General features: G+C 38.4%; 19 protein-coding genes. 17 read left to right on the top strand and 2 right to left on the bottom strand.

Annotated features, from left to right (window positions below; all coding sequences use genetic code 11):
* Nucleotides 1–39: 39 nt before the first annotated feature.
* On the bottom strand, nucleotides 40–966 hold the full coding sequence (locus RV04_RS09830; protein ID WP_071858290.1) for an ABC transporter substrate-binding protein: 927 nt from the start codon (nucleotides 964–966) through the stop codon (nucleotides 40–42).
* A gap of 159 nt (nucleotides 967–1,125) precedes the next feature.
* Here RV04_RS09830 and RV04_RS09835 point away from each other — a divergent pair, with 159 nt between their 5' ends.
* From RV04_RS09835 to RV04_RS09885, 11 genes are all read left to right on the top strand, one after another.
* A complete protein-coding gene (locus tag RV04_RS09835; protein ID WP_071858291.1) occupies nucleotides 1,126–1,914 on the top strand; it encodes an ABC transporter ATP-binding protein in 789 nt (262 codons plus the stop codon).
* 3 nt (nucleotides 1,915–1,917) lie between these two features.
* Nucleotides 1,918–2,901: a FecCD family ABC transporter permease gene (locus RV04_RS09840; RefSeq protein WP_071858292.1), complete on the top strand. Its 984-nt coding sequence runs from the start codon at nucleotides 1,918–1,920 to the stop codon at nucleotides 2,899–2,901.
* Nucleotides 2,898–3,878, top strand: a complete 981-nt coding sequence (locus RV04_RS09845; protein ID WP_071858293.1) for a FecCD family ABC transporter permease — start codon at nucleotides 2,898–2,900, stop codon at nucleotides 3,876–3,878. The genes RV04_RS09840 and RV04_RS09845 overlap by 4 nt, the downstream gene beginning before the upstream one ends.
* A 16-nt stretch (nucleotides 3,879–3,894) precedes the next feature.
* The gene (locus RV04_RS09850) at nucleotides 3,895–4,890 is read left to right on the top strand and encodes a GDSL-type esterase/lipase family protein (protein WP_071858294.1); all 996 of its coding nucleotides are present in this window, start codon (nucleotides 3,895–3,897) and stop codon (nucleotides 4,888–4,890) included.
* Nucleotides 4,891–4,945: 55 nt separating this feature from the next.
* Nucleotides 4,946–5,515, top strand: coding sequence for a 5-formyltetrahydrofolate cyclo-ligase (locus RV04_RS09855; protein ID WP_071858295.1), 570 nt, complete (start codon nucleotides 4,946–4,948; stop codon nucleotides 5,513–5,515).
* Nucleotides 5,502–6,170: a rhomboid family intramembrane serine protease gene (locus tag RV04_RS09860; RefSeq protein WP_071858296.1), complete on the top strand. Its 669-nt coding sequence runs from the start codon at nucleotides 5,502–5,504 to the stop codon at nucleotides 6,168–6,170. The genes RV04_RS09855 and RV04_RS09860 overlap by 14 nt, the downstream gene beginning before the upstream one ends.
* Before the next feature lie 220 nt (nucleotides 6,171–6,390).
* Nucleotides 6,391–6,597 carry a YqgQ family protein gene (locus tag RV04_RS09865; RefSeq protein WP_071858297.1) on the top strand — a complete coding sequence of 69 codons (207 nt, stop codon included), beginning with the start codon at nucleotides 6,391–6,393 and terminating at the stop codon, nucleotides 6,595–6,597.
* Between the two features lies 1 nt (nucleotide 6,598).
* Nucleotides 6,599–7,555 carry an ROK family glucokinase gene (locus tag RV04_RS09870; RefSeq protein ID WP_071858298.1) on the top strand — a complete coding sequence of 319 codons (957 nt, stop codon included), beginning with the start codon at nucleotides 6,599–6,601 and terminating at the stop codon, nucleotides 7,553–7,555.
* Nucleotides 7,556–7,582: 27 nt separating this feature from the next.
* Nucleotides 7,583–7,984 (top strand): rhodanese-like domain-containing protein, encoded by a 402-nt coding sequence (locus RV04_RS09875; protein ID WP_071858299.1) that lies wholly within the window; start codon nucleotides 7,583–7,585, stop codon nucleotides 7,982–7,984.
* Nucleotides 7,985–8,126: 142 nt separating this feature from the next.
* Complete coding sequence (gene yidA / locus RV04_RS09880; protein ID WP_071858300.1) at nucleotides 8,127–8,942, top strand: sugar-phosphatase; 816 nt, start codon at nucleotides 8,127–8,129, stop codon at nucleotides 8,940–8,942.
* 99 nt (nucleotides 8,943–9,041) lie between these two features.
* Complete coding sequence (locus tag RV04_RS09885; RefSeq protein WP_071858301.1) at nucleotides 9,042–10,814, top strand: FAD/NAD(P)-binding protein; 1,773 nt, start codon at nucleotides 9,042–9,044, stop codon at nucleotides 10,812–10,814.
* 27 nt (nucleotides 10,815–10,841) lie between these two features.
* Here the strand turns inward: RV04_RS09885 and RV04_RS09890 are convergent, their stop codons facing one another.
* Complete coding sequence (locus RV04_RS09890) at nucleotides 10,842–11,009, bottom strand: DUF3042 family protein (RefSeq protein WP_071858302.1); 168 nt, start codon at nucleotides 11,007–11,009, stop codon at nucleotides 10,842–10,844.
* A gap of 140 nt (nucleotides 11,010–11,149) precedes the next feature.
* On the opposite strand from RV04_RS09890, the gene galE reads away from it, so the two are divergent.
* From galE to tsaD, 6 genes are all read left to right on the top strand, one after another.
* Nucleotides 11,150–12,139 (top strand): UDP-glucose 4-epimerase GalE, encoded by a 990-nt coding sequence (gene galE, locus RV04_RS09895; protein WP_071858303.1) that lies wholly within the window; start codon nucleotides 11,150–11,152, stop codon nucleotides 12,137–12,139.
* Between the two features lie 70 nt (nucleotides 12,140–12,209).
* Nucleotides 12,210–13,691 (top strand): UDP-glucose--hexose-1-phosphate uridylyltransferase, encoded by a 1,482-nt coding sequence (gene galT, locus RV04_RS09900; protein WP_071858304.1) that lies wholly within the window; start codon nucleotides 12,210–12,212, stop codon nucleotides 13,689–13,691.
* Between the two features lie 239 nt (nucleotides 13,692–13,930).
* Nucleotides 13,931–14,638, top strand: coding sequence for a tRNA (adenosine(37)-N6)-threonylcarbamoyltransferase complex dimerization subunit type 1 TsaB (tsaB, locus tag RV04_RS09905; protein WP_071858305.1), 708 nt, complete (start codon nucleotides 13,931–13,933; stop codon nucleotides 14,636–14,638).
* The gene (gene rimI, locus RV04_RS09910) at nucleotides 14,622–15,170 is read left to right on the top strand and encodes a ribosomal protein S18-alanine N-acetyltransferase (RefSeq protein ID WP_071858306.1); all 549 of its coding nucleotides are present in this window, start codon (nucleotides 14,622–14,624) and stop codon (nucleotides 15,168–15,170) included. The genes tsaB and rimI (RV04_RS09910) overlap by 17 nt, the downstream gene beginning before the upstream one ends.
* A gap of 2 nt (nucleotides 15,171–15,172) precedes the next feature.
* A complete protein-coding gene (gene rimI, locus RV04_RS09915) occupies nucleotides 15,173–15,595 on the top strand; it encodes a ribosomal protein S18-alanine N-acetyltransferase (RefSeq protein WP_071858307.1) in 423 nt (140 codons plus the stop codon).
* Nucleotides 15,592–16,614 (top strand): tRNA (adenosine(37)-N6)-threonylcarbamoyltransferase complex transferase subunit TsaD, encoded by a 1,023-nt coding sequence (gene tsaD, locus RV04_RS09920; protein WP_071858308.1) that lies wholly within the window; start codon nucleotides 15,592–15,594, stop codon nucleotides 16,612–16,614. The genes rimI (RV04_RS09915) and tsaD overlap by 4 nt, the downstream gene beginning before the upstream one ends.
* Nucleotides 16,615–16,871: the final 257 nt, after the last annotated feature.

The following is a 16,871-nucleotide window of genomic DNA, read 5'->3' on the forward strand; positions in this document are numbered from 1 at the left end:
ACACTCCTAAACAAAGGAGTGCTCGGTCAAACGACTTTTTTATTTAAGGACGTCTTTGATATTTTCGATAATTTTAGTATAAGCAATTGGTCCGTTATACAACCAACTTGAATTGCCATCGAATTCGTACAAGTGATTGTTCTTAACAGCAGGAATGCTGCTCCATAATGGGTCTTTAAACATCGCAGCACCAGTATCACTATTGACTAAGAACAAATAATCAGCATCTAGTTGAGAAAGACTTTCTAATGAAACTTGTGAGAAATCAGAAGTTGCTTTTTCGCTGATGTCTTTGGTTAATGTAGGAACTTCAAAACCTAACTCTTTATAGATTAATTCACCACTGGAACGGTTACTTGCAACCATAAAGGCAGAATTGTTCGTTACCCATAATACAGCAGCCGATTTGCCTTCGATCTTATCTTTTAAATCTGTTTTAGTTTGTTTCACTAAGTCATCATAGTCAGTTTCGACTTTTTTTGCTTTGTCTTCTTTACCTAGTACCTTGGCGATATCTTCTAATTGTTCACGCCAAGTCACATCTTCACCATTTTTAACTACATAAGTAGGAGCGATTTTTGCGTACTCTTTGTATTTGCCACCTTCTAATGTGCCATCGGAACCAATCAAAAGTAAATCAGGTTCAAATTTTAAAACGTCTTCATAAGGAAGGTCATAATTGATAGTGGGGATACCATCTAGTTTATCTTGTAAGTAATGTTGAATCTTTCCTTCACCAACAGTCCATTGAGCAACTGGTTTTTCATCTAGAGCCACCAAATAATCTTCTAAGTAAGAAGCAATGATTCGTTTAGGTTTTTTTGGAACGTCCACTTTATGATCTTGTGCATCTGTTAACGTACGCACGTCGCTTGATGTATCTTTAGTTTCGCTGCTTTGCCCACAAGCGGCTAAACTTAAAAGCGTTAACACTGAAACGGTTGTTAAAATTATTTTCTTGAACATAAAAAAACCCCTTTAAAGTTAATTGAGAACACTTCTCAATTGTTATTATTGCTGAAAGTCTAGCACCTGTCAATAAGTAATTTTAATTAAATTGCAGTTGACGTAAAGATAAAATAAGGTGATAATTGAGAACGATTATCAAAGAAATGAGGAAGATCGATGACAAAATTGAAAACAAATGATCTTTCAATTGGGTACGACAAAAAAATCATTGTGAATGATATTACAGTAGATATTCCAGATGGAAAGATCACTAGTTTGATTGGCCCAAATGGAAGTGGAAAATCAACTTTTTTAAAAGCTTTGGCCCGGATTTTAGAACCGGCTAAAGGCGATGTTTACATAGATGGTGAAAATGTCCAACACTTAGATACAAAAACAGTTGCTCAAAAGATTGCATCCTTGTCTCAAACAGCTACACAAGTGAATGGTTTAACAGTTGAGGAAATCGTGGCATACGGCCGTTTTCCTTATCAAAAAGGTTTTGCTGGGTTGAAAGAAGAAGATCATCAATTGATCCAGTGGGCCCTAGAATCAACGAATCTAACAAAATTAAGACAGCGGACTTTACTGACATTGTCTGGTGGGCAACAACAACGAGTCTGGATTGCCATGGCTCTGGCTCAGGATACAGATATTTTAATTTTGGATGAACCGATCACGTTTTTAGATCCAGCGCATCAATTAGAAATTTTAGAATTATTGCAAGAAATCAATCATCAAGGAAAAACGATTTTGATGACGATTCATGATTTGAATCATGCTTCACGCTTTTCTGATTATTTATTAGGAATGAAAAAGGGTGAATTGATTTTTCAAGGCACACCGAAAGAAATTTTTACAGCGGACAAATTATTGAATCTTTTTGATATCCAAGCAACCTTTGCGACGTTACCTAATAGTGATAAGCCTATCGTGCTAACTTACGATCTAGTAAAGGAGAGCTGACGAATGACGGAAAGAAAAGTATTTTTTCCTATTGTGATTTTAGGATTGGTCATTGCGATGTTTCTTTCTTTGCGATATGGAGCAGTAACCAGTAAGTGGACAGACGTAAGTCAGGCGTTGCTGCATTTTAATGCTAGCAATCAGGGGGAACAATTGGTTCGATATTTGAGATTACCAAGAATGATTGGAGCAGTATTAGTCGGAGCAGGTTTTGCAGTATCAGGAGCATTAATGCAAGGCATTACATCCAATCCAATCGCTGATTCAGGCCTATTGGGCATCAATTCAGGTGCTAGTTTGGGGTTAGCGTTGATTTTTGCACTGACGGCCAATCCAGCCCCGATAGTTGGCTTAGCAGGATCATTTTTGGGTGCGTTAGTTGCGATCTTATTGATCTATTTAGTATCCACCCGAGTTTCGTTTGGCTTATCACCGGTACGGATTGTTTTATTGGGAGCCGCATTGAGTGCGTTTTTCTCAGCCATCAGTCAAAGCATCAATCTGATGTTTGACTTGAATCAATCGATGACGTTCTGGTTTGTTGGAGGAACAAGTAATATCACTTGGGAACAAGTAAGAATTATTTTTCCAATCGTACTTATTGGTCTGATTGGCTCGTGCATGATCAGCTCTCAAGTCACCTTATTAAGTTTGGGTGATGAGACAGCTCTTAATTTAGGCCGAAACCCGAATCGAATTCGGCGGCTTAGCATGTTTTGTGTACTATTATTAGCAGGGAGCGCGGTATCGTTAGTTGGAACAATCAGTTTTATCGGGTTGATCGTTCCTCATATCGTTCGTTATTTTGTTGGTCATGATTATCGTTATGTTGTACCCGCTTCGGCGGTATTTGGGGCTTTATTTTTCGTAGTGGCAGATGTCGCATCTCGTCTAGTAGCCCCACCACTTGAAACACCAACTGGAGTCATCATCACGATCATCGGTGTACCATTTTTACTTTTACAAATAAGGAAGGGAAGCTTATGAGAAAAAAAATCGGATGGCTTTGTTTGTTATTATTGATGATCATCGGGATTTTTTTAAGTTTAACAGTTGGAACGAATAAACTTTCTTTCTATGATTTAATGCAAGTTTTTCAAGGAACGGGAAGTAGAAGCCAGCAATTGATTATTTTTGATTTTCGCTTTCCACGGCTATTGGTTTCGATCCTGGCCGGAATGGGACTGGCTGTTTCTGGTTATATCTTTCAAACGATCACGCACAATGATTTAGCCGATCCTGGAATTCTTGGGATTAACGCCGGAGCGGGTCTGACTGTTTTGATCTATTTAGGATTTTATGCGAGTGGAGAGAGCAGTTGGTTATTGCCATTTATTGCCTGTTTGGGTAGTTGTTTTGCTACAATATTGGTCTATTTTTTTGGTCGCCAATCGGAGCGAATCACTCCTAATCGTTTATTATTGTCAGGGGTCGCAGTCAATGCGGGGATCTCAGCTTTAACTTTATTAGGAACGATCCGTGTGTCAAAAGACAATTATCAATTCGTTACTTCATGGTTATCTGGAACTATTTGGGGAACGACTTGGCAGCATGTTTTTTTATTGCTACCATGGATCGTTTGTTTGATACCATTAGTAATGTCCAGAGGCCGCTATTTAGAAGTATTGGAATTGGGTGATGATGTAGCGGTTGGATTAGGTGTGAAACTTAAAAAGACACAATTATTCTTTTTAATTTGTGCCGTCTGTTTAGCTGCAGTGAGTGTTTCAATCGCTGGTAGCATTAGTTTTATCGGGTTGATTGCTCCACATATCGCCCGTCAGATCACACGAAGAAAAAATAATCAAACGTTGGTAATGACAGCTTTGATCGGCGGGATCTTGTTATTATTTAGTGACGTGTTAGCGCGAGTGATTTTGCCTAGCGGCGAAATGGCCGCGGGAATTATTGTGTCATTGATTGGGGCACCATACTTTATTTTACAATTGCTTAAACGTGTATAGATTGGAGTACTAGAAGATGGTTTGGACAACGATTTGGAGTCATGCTCAACGCGGTGTTTTTGCGTACAGCGAGCACCAAGAGACGGTGGAGATATTGCTTAAACAAATCACTCCGATTGAACAAATACGCTTGGTTTTTGCGAATGATTACGGAGATCAAATCCAATCGATTCGGCGATTAACAATTCAATCAAATGAATGTATGGAACGAGTTAAATCATTCTCGCTTGCGCCAGGGGAGTTTTATCAAACGCAAACTATTCCAATTGATCCGAAGGCTTCAAAATGGAAAATTAGTTTTGAAGCAACACCACTAGAAAGTGGTTATGCCTTTAATGATGCTGATTTTTTACCAGAAAAAGGAAGAGCTGATTTTTGTACTGGTTTACTGACGATCGAAGCGGATGTCGAAGGAGAATGTATCCTTGCTTTAGGTGATTCTCTGACAGAAGGTGCTACTTGGACAGCGCCCTTGCAACGTCAATTACGTCAAAAAAATCTTTTTTTAGTCAATCAAGGAATCAATGGAAGTTTTCTATTAAAGGACAGTAGTGGAAATGAAGCGACTACTAGTAACAATAGCTTATTCTACGGTTATGCTAGTTTTAAACGTTTAAAAAGATGTTTAGACAGTCATCAAAATGTAAAAAAAGTGATTATCTTTTTGGGAGCGAATGATCTGATCCATGGAGAATTGGATCTGCAGCGTTTTCAAGCAGCGATTAACCAATTGATTGATTATTGTATAGAAAGAAGTATTGATTACCGACTGTGTACGCTGACGCCATGTTTAGGTTATCCAGGAATGGATGCAACTAAAGAAAATACCCGGCAACAAATCAATCACTGGTTACGGAAAAAACAAGAAACATTGTGGGATTTTGCGGCGATGGTTGAAGAAAAGGGTCAATTGTTTTCAAGCTATGACAGTGGTGATCATTTGCATCTTAATGCAATTGGTGGTCTGGTAATCGCACGTCAAATTTCTAGTGATTTCTTTAAAGGGGAGTGATCCCCTTTTTATTTTGCTCAGACTTTGCTATTCTTTTTACTAAGAAGGTGATAGGGTGGAAAAAGATGTATTACGCCAACAAGCAATCAAACGATTGATTGAGTTAGCAAAAAGTGAAACACGTCAAATCCAAGTCAATCAAATATATGACCATTTTTTTGAAAGTTCTATTTGGAAGTCAGCCGAGACAATTGGGGTGACAAAAGCAACCAAAATCGAATTTCCGACAGAAATATTGATCCAAAAAGCTTTTGCAGCAGGAAAAAAAATCGCTGTGCCGAAATCTTTACCTAAAGGAAAAATGGTTTTTCATTGGGTGGATCCTGCGACAGACTATCAAACAACGAAATTCGGTGTCGAAGAACCTGAAGTTGAGGCAGTCGCACTGCCTGAGACAATCGACTTATTGATCGTTCCTGGTCTATGTTTTAATCATAAAAAGTATCGGATCGGTTTTGGTGGTGGCTATTATGATCGCTATTTAGAAAATTATCAAGGCCATACGGTCAGTTTCGTTTTTAAAGAACAAATTTTTGAGAATTGGCAGCCAGAAAAATTTGATCAAGCGATCGATCAGTTGATTTTGGCTAAAAAATTGAAAGAGGGACAGCATGAGAAGAAATAAACCTTATGTTATGTATACGATTTTCGCAATAAATACAGTTGTTTTTTTACTGCAGTATCTATTACCTAATTTAGCGATTGAGAATCAGTTAGGGATGTTTGCTCCATCAATCGTTTTTCAGCATCAGTATTGGCGGTTCATTACACCGATGGTCATTCATTTCGGTTTGATGCATTTTGCCTTGAATAGTGTAGTCCTTTATTACATGGGGCAACAGTGTGAAGCGATTTTTGGTCACTGGCGTTTCGCGATTATTTACTTGCTAAGCGGTGTAATGGGAAATTTAGCTAGTTTTGCTTTTAATCAACCAACAACTTTATCAGGAGGAGCCAGTACGGCACTTTTTGGTTTGTTTGGTGCCTTTTTGATTGTGGGATTACATTATCGCGATAATCCTAATATTCAAGCGTTGACTCGTCAGTTTGGTTTATTCATTTTAATGAATCTTGCTTTCGGGGTATTTGATTCTACGATTGATATTTGGGGTCATTTAGGCGGTATCGCTGGAGGGCTTTTCTCAGGCTGGGCATTAGCAGTTCCTTTTTCTAAAGATCGTTTTACAACGAGAGAACGGGTGACCGCCGCTTTATTATTTGTTTTTGTTGCAGTCATTTGTATTCTTTTTGGAATTAGAAAATTCGGCTTATTAAATTAATACGAGCATTAGGCTCGTATTTTTTTATTGAAATAAGTTAATGCCTTAAATAAATAGGATTGAAAAGAGCTAAAGGACCGCTTTTTTATTCAAAAATAATCTTTTTCGGTTTGCTAGGGATGAGACAATACTATAAAATACAATTTGAAGAAAAATTTTTTTAGAAATTTGGGCTATAAAAATAGCAATTTTTTCTGTATAATACTGGGGATGTGTTTTGATGGAAAGTTTATATGATGTACAACAGTTATTGAAACAATTCGGCATTTATGTTTACGTCGGAAAAAGAATCTATGATATTGAATTGATGCAGCTCGAACTGAAGAATTTGTATGAGGGGCGGCTGATCGATCGTGATACCTATCTACAAGGCTGGAGCATCTTAAAACGGGAACATCACATTGAAGAAAGTCGAGAAGGTGACTAGTATGGATAAAAAATTATTAGGAATTGATTTAGGCGGGACAACGGTTAAGTTTGCAATTTTGACTGAAGACGGAGAAATCCAACAAAAATGGAGTATTGAGACCAATATTCTAGATGATGGCTCACATATTGTACCAGATATCATTGGTTCAATTAATCATCATTTGTCTTTATATGGAATGACTTCAGATCAATTTGTTGGTATCGGTATGGGAACTCCTGGGAGTGTAGATATCGAGGCTGGAACAGTTATCGGGGCTTACAACTTAAACTGGACAACCTTGCAACAAGTCAAAAAAGAAATCGAAAAAGGGACTAATATCAAATTTACGATTGATAACGATGCCAATGTTGCTGCATTAGGCGAACGTTGGAAAGGTGCCGGTGATAATGAACCTGATGTGATCTTCATGACGTTAGGAACAGGTGTTGGTGGCGGCATTATCATGAACGGTGAATTACTTCATGGAGCAGCTGGTTGTGCCGGTGAGATTGGACATGTTACTGTAGATCCTCTTGGGTTTGAATGTACATGTGGCAAACGTGGCTGTCTAGAAACCGTAGCAAGTGCAACCGGTGTTGTACGTGTGGCTCGTCAATTAGCCGAAGAGTATGCTGGCGGTTCTAAATTAAAAGCTCGTCTAGATAATGGTGAAGACATCACAAGTAAAGATGTTTTTGAATTAGCTGAAGAAGAACAAGATGACCTAGCATTGATGGTCATTGATAAAGTTACTTTCTATCTTGGTTTAGCTTGCGGTAACTTAGGAAATACATTAAACCCTTCATCAATTGTTATTGGTGGTGGTGTTTCAGCAGCCGGTGAATTTTTACGTAGCCGAGTAGAAAAATACTTTAAAGAATTTACTTTCCCACAAGTTCGTGAAAGTACAAAAATCAAATTAGCAGAATTAGGAAATGAAGCGGGCGTGATCGGCGCTGCATCATTGGCTAAATAGAAAAAGCAGCAAGGAAGGAATCGATTTATGTCAATTTGGTGGAAAATCAATATTGTATTAATTACAATAATCGTTTTATACGGGTTGTATGAATTATTTGTTCGCATTATGGTGAAACGTTCTGCAAAAGTGATCACACAAGAAGAATTTCAATCAGGTATGCGTAAAGCACAAGTCATTGATGTTCGTGAACGGGATGAATTTAATTCAAAGCATATTTTAGGAGCACGTAGCTTTCCTTACACAATGTTAAAAGAAACAATGAGTTCACTACGCAAAGATCAACCTATCTATATCTATGATCAAAATAAATCAATCAGCGCACGCGCGGCTAATTTATTACGTAAGAATGGCTTCACTAACTTATTCATTCTAAAAGGCGGCATGCAAGATTGGACAGGAAAAGTGAAACAAAAGAAGATCGATTAATTTAAAACAGTTAGACAAATGTCTAACTGTTTTTCTATATAAAAATCATCATTATGCGCCATGTAAGGTAATTTTTCATGCGATTGACTGTAAATTAAAATACATTTATTATATTAGATGAAAACTTTTTCAGGAGGATGTTATGACTATAAAACTTGTTGCCATCGACTTAGATGGAACGTTATTGAATGAGAACCATGAAATCACCCAACCTGTGATCGAGACGATCAAAGCGGCACGGAAAAATGGCGTTTATGTGGTTCTTTGTACTGGCCGCCCACTTACTGGAGCCCGTGCACAGCTAGACTTATTGGAATTGAATCAAGTCGATGATTATATCATTACCTATAATGGCGGTTTAGTCTTGAATACGAATACTTGGGAAGTTATTGCTGAGCATAGCTTGACTCGTGAAAACTATTTAGAGATCGATCATTTAGCACGAACACTAGATATTCATTTGCACAGTGCAGATAAGAAGGCGATGTACACATCTAACCGTGATATCAGTCCTTATACTGTTTTAGAGTCACATTTAGTGAATATGCCGCTTCATTTCCGGACACCTGAAGAAATCGCTCGTGAAGTCACACCAGTCAAAATGATGATGATTGATGATCCGAAAGTATTGAAAGTAGCGTTTGAAAAAATTCCTGCTGAATATTTTGAAAAATACACGATTGTCCGGAGTTCACCATTTTTCGTTGAGTGGTTGAATCCAAAAGCCAGCAAAGGAATGGCTTTAAAAGAGTTAAGTGAACATTTAGGAATTCAACAATCCGAAGTGATGGCGATCGGCGATGCCGAAAATGACCTTTCAATGATTGAATTCTCTGGGACTGGGATTGCGATGGGAAATGCCACTGAAAATATTAAAGCGGCGGCTGACTACACCGTAGCAACAAATGCACAAGATGGCGTAAAAGAAGCGTTTGACCGTTTTGTATTAAAAAAATAAGCACTAGAAGCCGCTGGGATCTTTCAGCGGCTTTTTAATTGCCAAATGTGCATTTCTTCTCTAAGCTAAAATTATCAACTAAGTGAAGAAGGCAGACTTATGAAAAAAATTGCGATTATTGGTGCGGGTCCCTATGGTTTGATTGTATTAGATCAATTAGTTAAACAAGTACCCACAACTTCTGAGATCAAACTATTAATTTTTGATCCCAATGGTCCTGGCGGAAAAGTTTGGCGAAAAAATCAAACCAATCAAGTTATTATGAATACCGTCATGCAACATGTAACTCTTTTTTCGGAAGATGACGGACCAAATTTTGCTGAATGGAACCAAAGGGAAGCTAGAAATTATTTGAAGAAAGTTAATCTTATTGCTGACTTTTTGCCAGAACTAGCATTAGGTGTAAATGACTATTGTCAACGTCGCTACTATAGCGTTTATCAAAATTGGTTTTTTGAACAAATAAAAAAGACAGCGCCTAAAAATGTTCAGATAGAATTGATCACAGAAAAAGTAAGTAGCGTAAAGTTACAAAAGGATCAGATTATTTTACAAACAACAAATTCTTTCCGAGTTGACGATGTGATCCTTGCAACAGGGCAATCGCAAAATGAATTACAACAAGCGGAGCAAGAAAATCATCAATTTGCGCAGGAACATGGTTTATTTTATCAAGGACCTGGAAATCCGGCGGATACAGATTTGACTCGTTTGAATCCAAAGGGAGCTATTTTGATTCGAGGATTAGGCTTGAGTTTTTTTGATTATTTGGCTTTACTAGTAAATCATTGGAAGGGGTCATTTATTGAAGATGGAGGCCATCTAATTTATCAAAAAACAGGCAAAGAACAGCCGGTCATTGTAGGCTCAGGCAGAGGAATTCCCTATCATGCACGTCCAAACAATCAAAAACGTCCCGGTGAAGAAGCGCAACCTCAAATACTGACACCAGAATTTATGGAGACCTTTGAGGGGGATGTTCAGACTTTTGTTAAATTAGTGCGGAAAGAAGCTGAATTAGCCTATTATCACCAGAAGCTAAAAAGCGTTGTGCAAATTAATTTAGCGGATTTTTTAACCGCTTACCGATTAGGTGACTCCGAGGATGTATTAGAACGATACAAGATACCAAAATCTCAGCGATTGGATTGGCAACTGTTATTGGATCCAGCTAAAGAGGTAGAACCAGAACAATTTTCAACATTTATTCAGGATTATTTAAGAAAAGACATTAAAGCTGCAGAGCAAGGCAACCAGACAGGCGCTGTCGGGGCCGCGATTGATACGTATAAAGAATTGCAAGATCCTTGGAATTGGATGCTTGACCACCAAAAATTTACTTCAAAAGATTTGTTTGAAGAATTTTTTGGATCCTTTGATCGCGAATATAGTTTTTTAACGATCGGGGCACCTGTGATCCGTCAAAAGCAATTACTAGCGTTGACGGAAGCGGGCATTATTACATTTTTAGCACCCCAAATGACCGTGGGAAAAACAGATAGCCACTTTACTGCTTATAGTAAACAAAAACCAGACGAATGTTACAAGGGAACTAATTTGATTGAAGCACGCTTACCAGCAACAAGTCTTGAGAAAACACTAAATCCAGTGTTTATTCAAATGCGTGAAGCCGGCTATCTCACGCCGCATAACCTTTACTTCGAAGGAAAGGATCATTTTACTGGTGCGCTGAAGGTAAAACGCGAAACACACCAAATTATCGATCAAGAAAAGCACGTTTTACAACACGTCTATTGCTATGGTATTCCTTTAGAAGGACTAGATTGGTTGACGGCTGCTTCACCACGTCCTAAAAATTCAGATCGTATTTTTTATTTAGCCAAAAACATTGCTCAATCAATTTTGAAATAAAAAAGAACGCCATCATGGCGTTCTTTTTTATCTTGCGATTCTTTTTCTTTGAGCTTTCTTACGATTTTCATCGACTTTTGATTCTTTTTCTTCGATTGGGTCAATGACTTTCTTTTTCACGCTCATTACGACACCTGTAACTACTGCGGCTGCAGCTAAAGTACCTGTAACAAAGCCAGAAGCAAATCTACGCATTTACACCACTCCTTTATCTGATATATTCATTATGAAGCAAAAACATCAAAATGAAAAGCTTAAGGCATGTCATACCTTGCGGAAATTTAGTAAAAAAATTATAATTTGTTTACTAAATAAAATTGATCGGAGTTCATTAAATGGCTATTTTAGTTTTAGGGGGAGCAGGGTATATAGGCTCACATACAGTTGACAAATTAATTTCACAAGGCTATGAAGTAGTTGTCGTCGATAATTTATTGACAGGGCATCGAATGGCGGTTCATTCAGCCGCAACTTTCTATGAAGGCGACTGTCGCGATAAAGAATTCATGCGCAAAGTTTTTAGCCAAGAAGCGATCGAAGGCGTGGTGCACTTTGCTGCAAGTTCATTAGTAGGCGAGTCGGTGGAAAAGCCTCTGAAGTATTTTAACAATAACGTTGTAGGAATGGAAAATTTATTAGAAGTAATGGAAGAGTTCAACGTAAAAAATATCGTCTTTTCTTCAACCGCGGCTACTTATGGCGAACCGGGAGTATCGCCGATTACAGAAGAGGTCCCAACCAATCCAACCAATCCGTATGGCGAAAGTAAATTGATAATGGAAAAAATGATGAAATGGTGTGACAAAGCCTACGGAATGCGTTACGTAGCATTGCGCTATTTCAATGTTGCTGGAGCAAAATCAGATGCAACTATTGGTGAGGATCATGATCCAGAAACTCATTTAGTCCCAATCATTTTACAAGTAGCCTTAGGCCAACGTGATCATTTAACAATTTTTGGTGAAGATTACGATACACCGGATGGTACTTGTATTCGGGATTATGTCCAAGTAGAAGATTTGGCAGCTGCTCATATTTTAGCGTTAGACTATTTAAAAGCTGGAAACCCAAGTAACTTCTTTAACCTTGGATCAAATAACGGCTACTCAGTGAAAGAAATGTTAGAGGCTGCCCGTGAAGTGACAGGAAAAGAAATCGCGGCTGAAGTGGGACCACGTCGTGCAGGCGATCCTAGCCGTTTAGTCGCATCAAGTGAAAAAGTAAAAGCAACGTTGGGCTGGAATCCAGAATATACCGATATCAAAACTATTATTCAAACTGCTTGGGATTGGCATGTCAGTCATCCGCACGGTTATGAAGATTAATCGTTTTAGTAATCAGCAGAATAATTAGTTTGAAAAATAAGTGTTTTGAAACGACTTAGGAGGAAATAGTGTGTCAATTAGTCAAACAGTTAGAGATTTTATTACCTTAGCGATCCAATCGGGTGGCTGGATGGAAATGGATCGAATCTATTTAGAAAATCGTGTGATCGCTTTGATCGGTGAGACGACTTTAGAAAAATCAGAAGTACGGCCAGTGACCGTTCCAGCAGTCGAATTGGTCGATGTCTTACTTGAGCAAGCAATCAAAAACCAACAGATTGCTGACAATGGGACTGAAAAAGATATTTTAGCTGCCCAATTAATGGACTTTATGACGCCACCACCTTCTGTGGTCAACGCCTATTTTGCACAATATTATTCAAAAGACCCTATTCAAGCAACGGATTATTTTTATAAAATCAGTACAGACAACGATTATATCAAAACGCGATCAATTGCGCGTAGCATTCACTTTCCAGCAAAAACAGCATATGGAGAATTACAAATTACAATCAATCTTTCAAAACCAGAAAAAGATCCAAAAGAAATTGTTGCAGCAAGCCAGGAAGTAAACTCAGTTTATCCAAATTGTTTATTGTGTATGGAAAATGAAGGTTATAAAGGTCGAACAAATTATCCTGCTCGAACCAATCATCGAATCATCCGGATGAATTTAAATGGTGAAAGCTGGGGCTTCCAGTATTCGCCGTATGCTTATTACGCTGAACATTGTATTATTCTTTCTGAAGAACATCGTCCAATGCAAATAACAAAAGCGACTTTCCAACGTCTGTTAAAAATTATTGAAGTTTTGCCACATTATTTTGTGGGATCCAATGCTGATTTACCAATTGTAGGAGGTTCGATTCTTTCGCACGATCATTACCAAGGTGGAAGGCACACTTTTCCAATGGCGGTGGCTGAGATTGAGCGTACGATCGAATTAAACGAATATCCAACGGTTACTGCCGGTATCGTGAAGTGGCCAATGTCTGTGATTCGTTTGCAAGGAAAAAATCAAAATGAGTTAATTGAGGCGGCCAATCATATTTTTGAAAAATGGCAAAATTATTCTGATGAGGCACTGAATATCGTCGCGCAAACTGCTGATGACATCCAGCATCATACGGTTACGCCGATTGCTCGTCGCAATGCTGATTTATTTGAATTAGACTTAGTATTACGTGATAATAATGTTTCGGCAGAATTTCCAGAAGGGATCTTTCATCCGCATCGTGATGTCCAACACATCAAAAAAGAAAATATTGGCTTGATCGAGGTCATGGGTCTCGCAATTTTACCACCACGTTTAAATGGGGAATTAAAAGAAGTCGCCAATTATTTACTAGATGAAGAAAATACGATTGCTGAATATCATGTTGCATGGGCCAATCAGTTAAAGGCAACACAGAATATCACCCATGAAAATGTTAAGGAAGTTATTCAACAATCTGTAGGAGATATCTTTACTAGAGTACTAGAAGATGCGGGAGTGTATAAGCGAGACGTTGAAGGACAAGAAGGATTTACACGTTTTATCGAAGCGCTGTAAGCCGCATCGAGGGTACTATTTAAATCTTGGAAATCCAGATATTTTCTATGGAGACCAGTAACACGAAAAATCACGTTGAGAACAACTTTAGTCTAACGTGGATCAATGAATTAAAAGAAGAGCAGCCAACATGGCAGCTCTTTTTTATTTTGAAACGATTAATCTTTAAACAGTTAGTAGGAAAGCATTTCTAGTTTATGTTAAAATATGGCTATCTTAAATGCGAGGAAATGAACAATATGAAACTATTAGCAATGGATACATCCAATCAAACATTAGCCGTAGCGGTCTTAGAAGATGACCGAGTATTGGCACAATTTCAGCTGAATCGAAAAATGAATCACAGTTTGACATTGATGCCAGCAATTGAAACGGTCATGCAAACTAGTGGGTTAAAACCGGCCGATTTAGATCGGATCGTCGTTGCTGTGGGCCCTGGTTCTTATACAGGTATTCGAATTGCGGTAACAACTGCAAAAACACTGGCAGAAACTTTAAAAATCGAGGTAACAACAGTCTCAAGTTTGGCCGTGATCGCTGCCAATGCGCAAACAAATAAATGGATCGTCCCTCTCATGGATGCTCGTAGAAACAATGTCTATGCGGGAGCTTATCGTTGGGAAAATAATCAGTTGGTTAATCTGATTCCAGATCAACATACATCCTTTGAAACATTGATTGAAAAAATCACGGAACCGGCGTTGTTTATTGGAGAAACAACTAAATTTATTGAGCAGATCGAAGCAACTCTGCCTTCTGCCACAATCGCTACGTCAGATACATTGAACTTACCGAATGGCTTAACGTTAGGAAAACTAGGCTATCGGGCCCAACCAATCGATGATATTCATGGATTAGTACCAGCTTATTTAAAACGAGTAGAAGCGGAGGAAAAATGGTTGGAAACCCATCATCCAGAGGACGAAAATTATGTTGAAAAAATTTAGCGGGTTAGTCAAAACGATTTTATATGGGAAACAATATCCTTTTGCAACGAAATTTGTTCGATTAGGAGACGACAAATATTTATTGAGAAAAATTTTGGATTGTGACACCAAAGAACTGATAGCTTTAGAGCGAGATGTTTACTTTGGTGAAACGCCTTGGACAAAGAGTGCTTTTTTATCAGAAATTCATTCGCCAATCCCACATCTTTACTTATGCCTGCTGACAGAAGAAGAGCAAATTGTTGGTTTTATCGGGAGTCGATTGATTGGTAATGATACGCATATTACGAATATTGCGGTAGCTAATTTGTATCAGAATAGAGGCATCGGTCATCTGCTGATTGACGAAGTAAAAAATTTCGCTATAATAAACGATTGTAAAACGCTCTCGTTGGAAGTTAGAGTAAGCAATGCAGATGCTCAGCGTTTGTACCGACGATTGGGCTTTGTGGCAAGTAATATTCGAAAAAATTATTATACCGAGAATAATGAAGATGCCTTAGATATGATCAAACAATTGGAAGTGGAATAGTTTTGAAAGAATTGGCTCAAACCTTTTTTGAAATCAGTCAAATGGCCTATCAATATGGCTCACCTTGGACAGTTAAACAATTTACTAGTGACTTGGCACAACCGCACAGCCATTACCTAACAGAAGGAAGCGAAATTTGTGCGTTCTTAAGTTTTCAGCAAGTCTGTGACGAAATAGAAATCACAAATGTTGCTTCCGTAGACAAAGGGCAAGGGTACGGCAGAAAGCTAATGGGGCAATTGCTACAGCGAGCTGAATCCCAGGCTGTGGCTAGTATTTTTTTAGAAGTTCGTGCTTCGAATCAAGAGGCGCGTCTTTTTTATGAAAAGTTTGGGTTCCAAGAGATTGGAATCCGGAAAAATTATTATCACCATCCGCAAGAACATGCGATTTTAATGAGCTTGAAAGTAGGAAATACAAAATGAATGAAACAGAATTGATTTTAGCAATCGAAAGTAGCTGTGATGAAACAAGTGTTGCTGTGATCGAAAATGGCGAAAAGATCCTTTCAAATATCGTGGCTTCACAGATAAAAAGTCACAAACGCTTTGGGGGTGTTGTCCCTGAAGTTGCGAGTCGCCACCACGTCGAACAAATTACATTTTGTATCGAAGAGGCATTAACTGAGGCAAATGTGTGTGTCGAAGATTTAACTGCGGTTGCAGTTACCTATGGCCCTGGTTTAGTAGGTGCGTTATTGATTGGGCTAAGTGCTGCCAAGGCTTTTGCTTGGGCCAATAACTTGCCATTATTGCCAATCAATCATATGGCGGGTCATATTTATGCCGCTCGTTTGGTTCAGCCACTAGAGTTTCCGTTAATGGCTCTACTAGTTAGCGGTGGCCATACCGAACTTGTTTATATGGCTGAAAATGGTTCATTTGAAATCATCGGTGAAACTCGCGACGATGCTGCCGGCGAAGCGTATGATAAAGTCGGTCGCGTTTTAGGTTTGAATTATCCGAGTGGGAAAGAAATCGATGCATTGGCTCATGAGGGGCAAGATACGTATAATTTTCCACGAGCAATGATCAAAGAAGACAATTTTGATTTCAGTTTTAGTGGCTTAAAAAGTGCATTTATCAACCTTACACATAATGCAGAACAACGGGATGAACAATTAGACCGAAATGATCTTGCTGCTAGTTTTCAAGCAAGCGTTGTTGAAGTCTTAGTGACTAAAACAATCAAAGCATGCAAAGCCTATCCAGTAAAACAGTTGATCGTAGCTGGTGGGGTAGCAGCGAATAAAGGCTTACGAGAAGCGATGGCTACGGCGATCGAAAACGAATTACCCGAAATGACCTTGATCGTTCCACCTTTGCGACTTTGTGGTGATAATGCAGCTATGATCGGTGCAGCAGCCCATATCGAATTACAGAAAAAACATTTTGCAACGATGGCGTTGAATGCTGATCCAAGTTTGGCTTTTCAACATATTTAGTAACCACAAAAGAACAGCTCTTAAGGGCTGTTCTTTTTGTATCTATCAGCATAAAATTATTTCACAAGTAAAAAAAATAATCGATTCCTTTGATAAATCATTCGGAAAATCCACTAGTTCTCTTCTTTGAGAAGGAATCAGGAAAAATTTTATTTAGGAAATTTTCACTCGCTATCGAAAAATGTTGTTTTTTTATTTTTTTACTACTAAAAATAAGTAAAGAATTCGTTAATAGATTCCTCATTCTAGTTGTGAAA

The organism is Enterococcus hermanniensis (assembly GCF_001885945.1).
In the GTDB taxonomy this organism is placed as follows: Bacteria; Bacillota; Bacilli; order Lactobacillales; family Enterococcaceae; genus Enterococcus_A; species Enterococcus_A hermanniensis.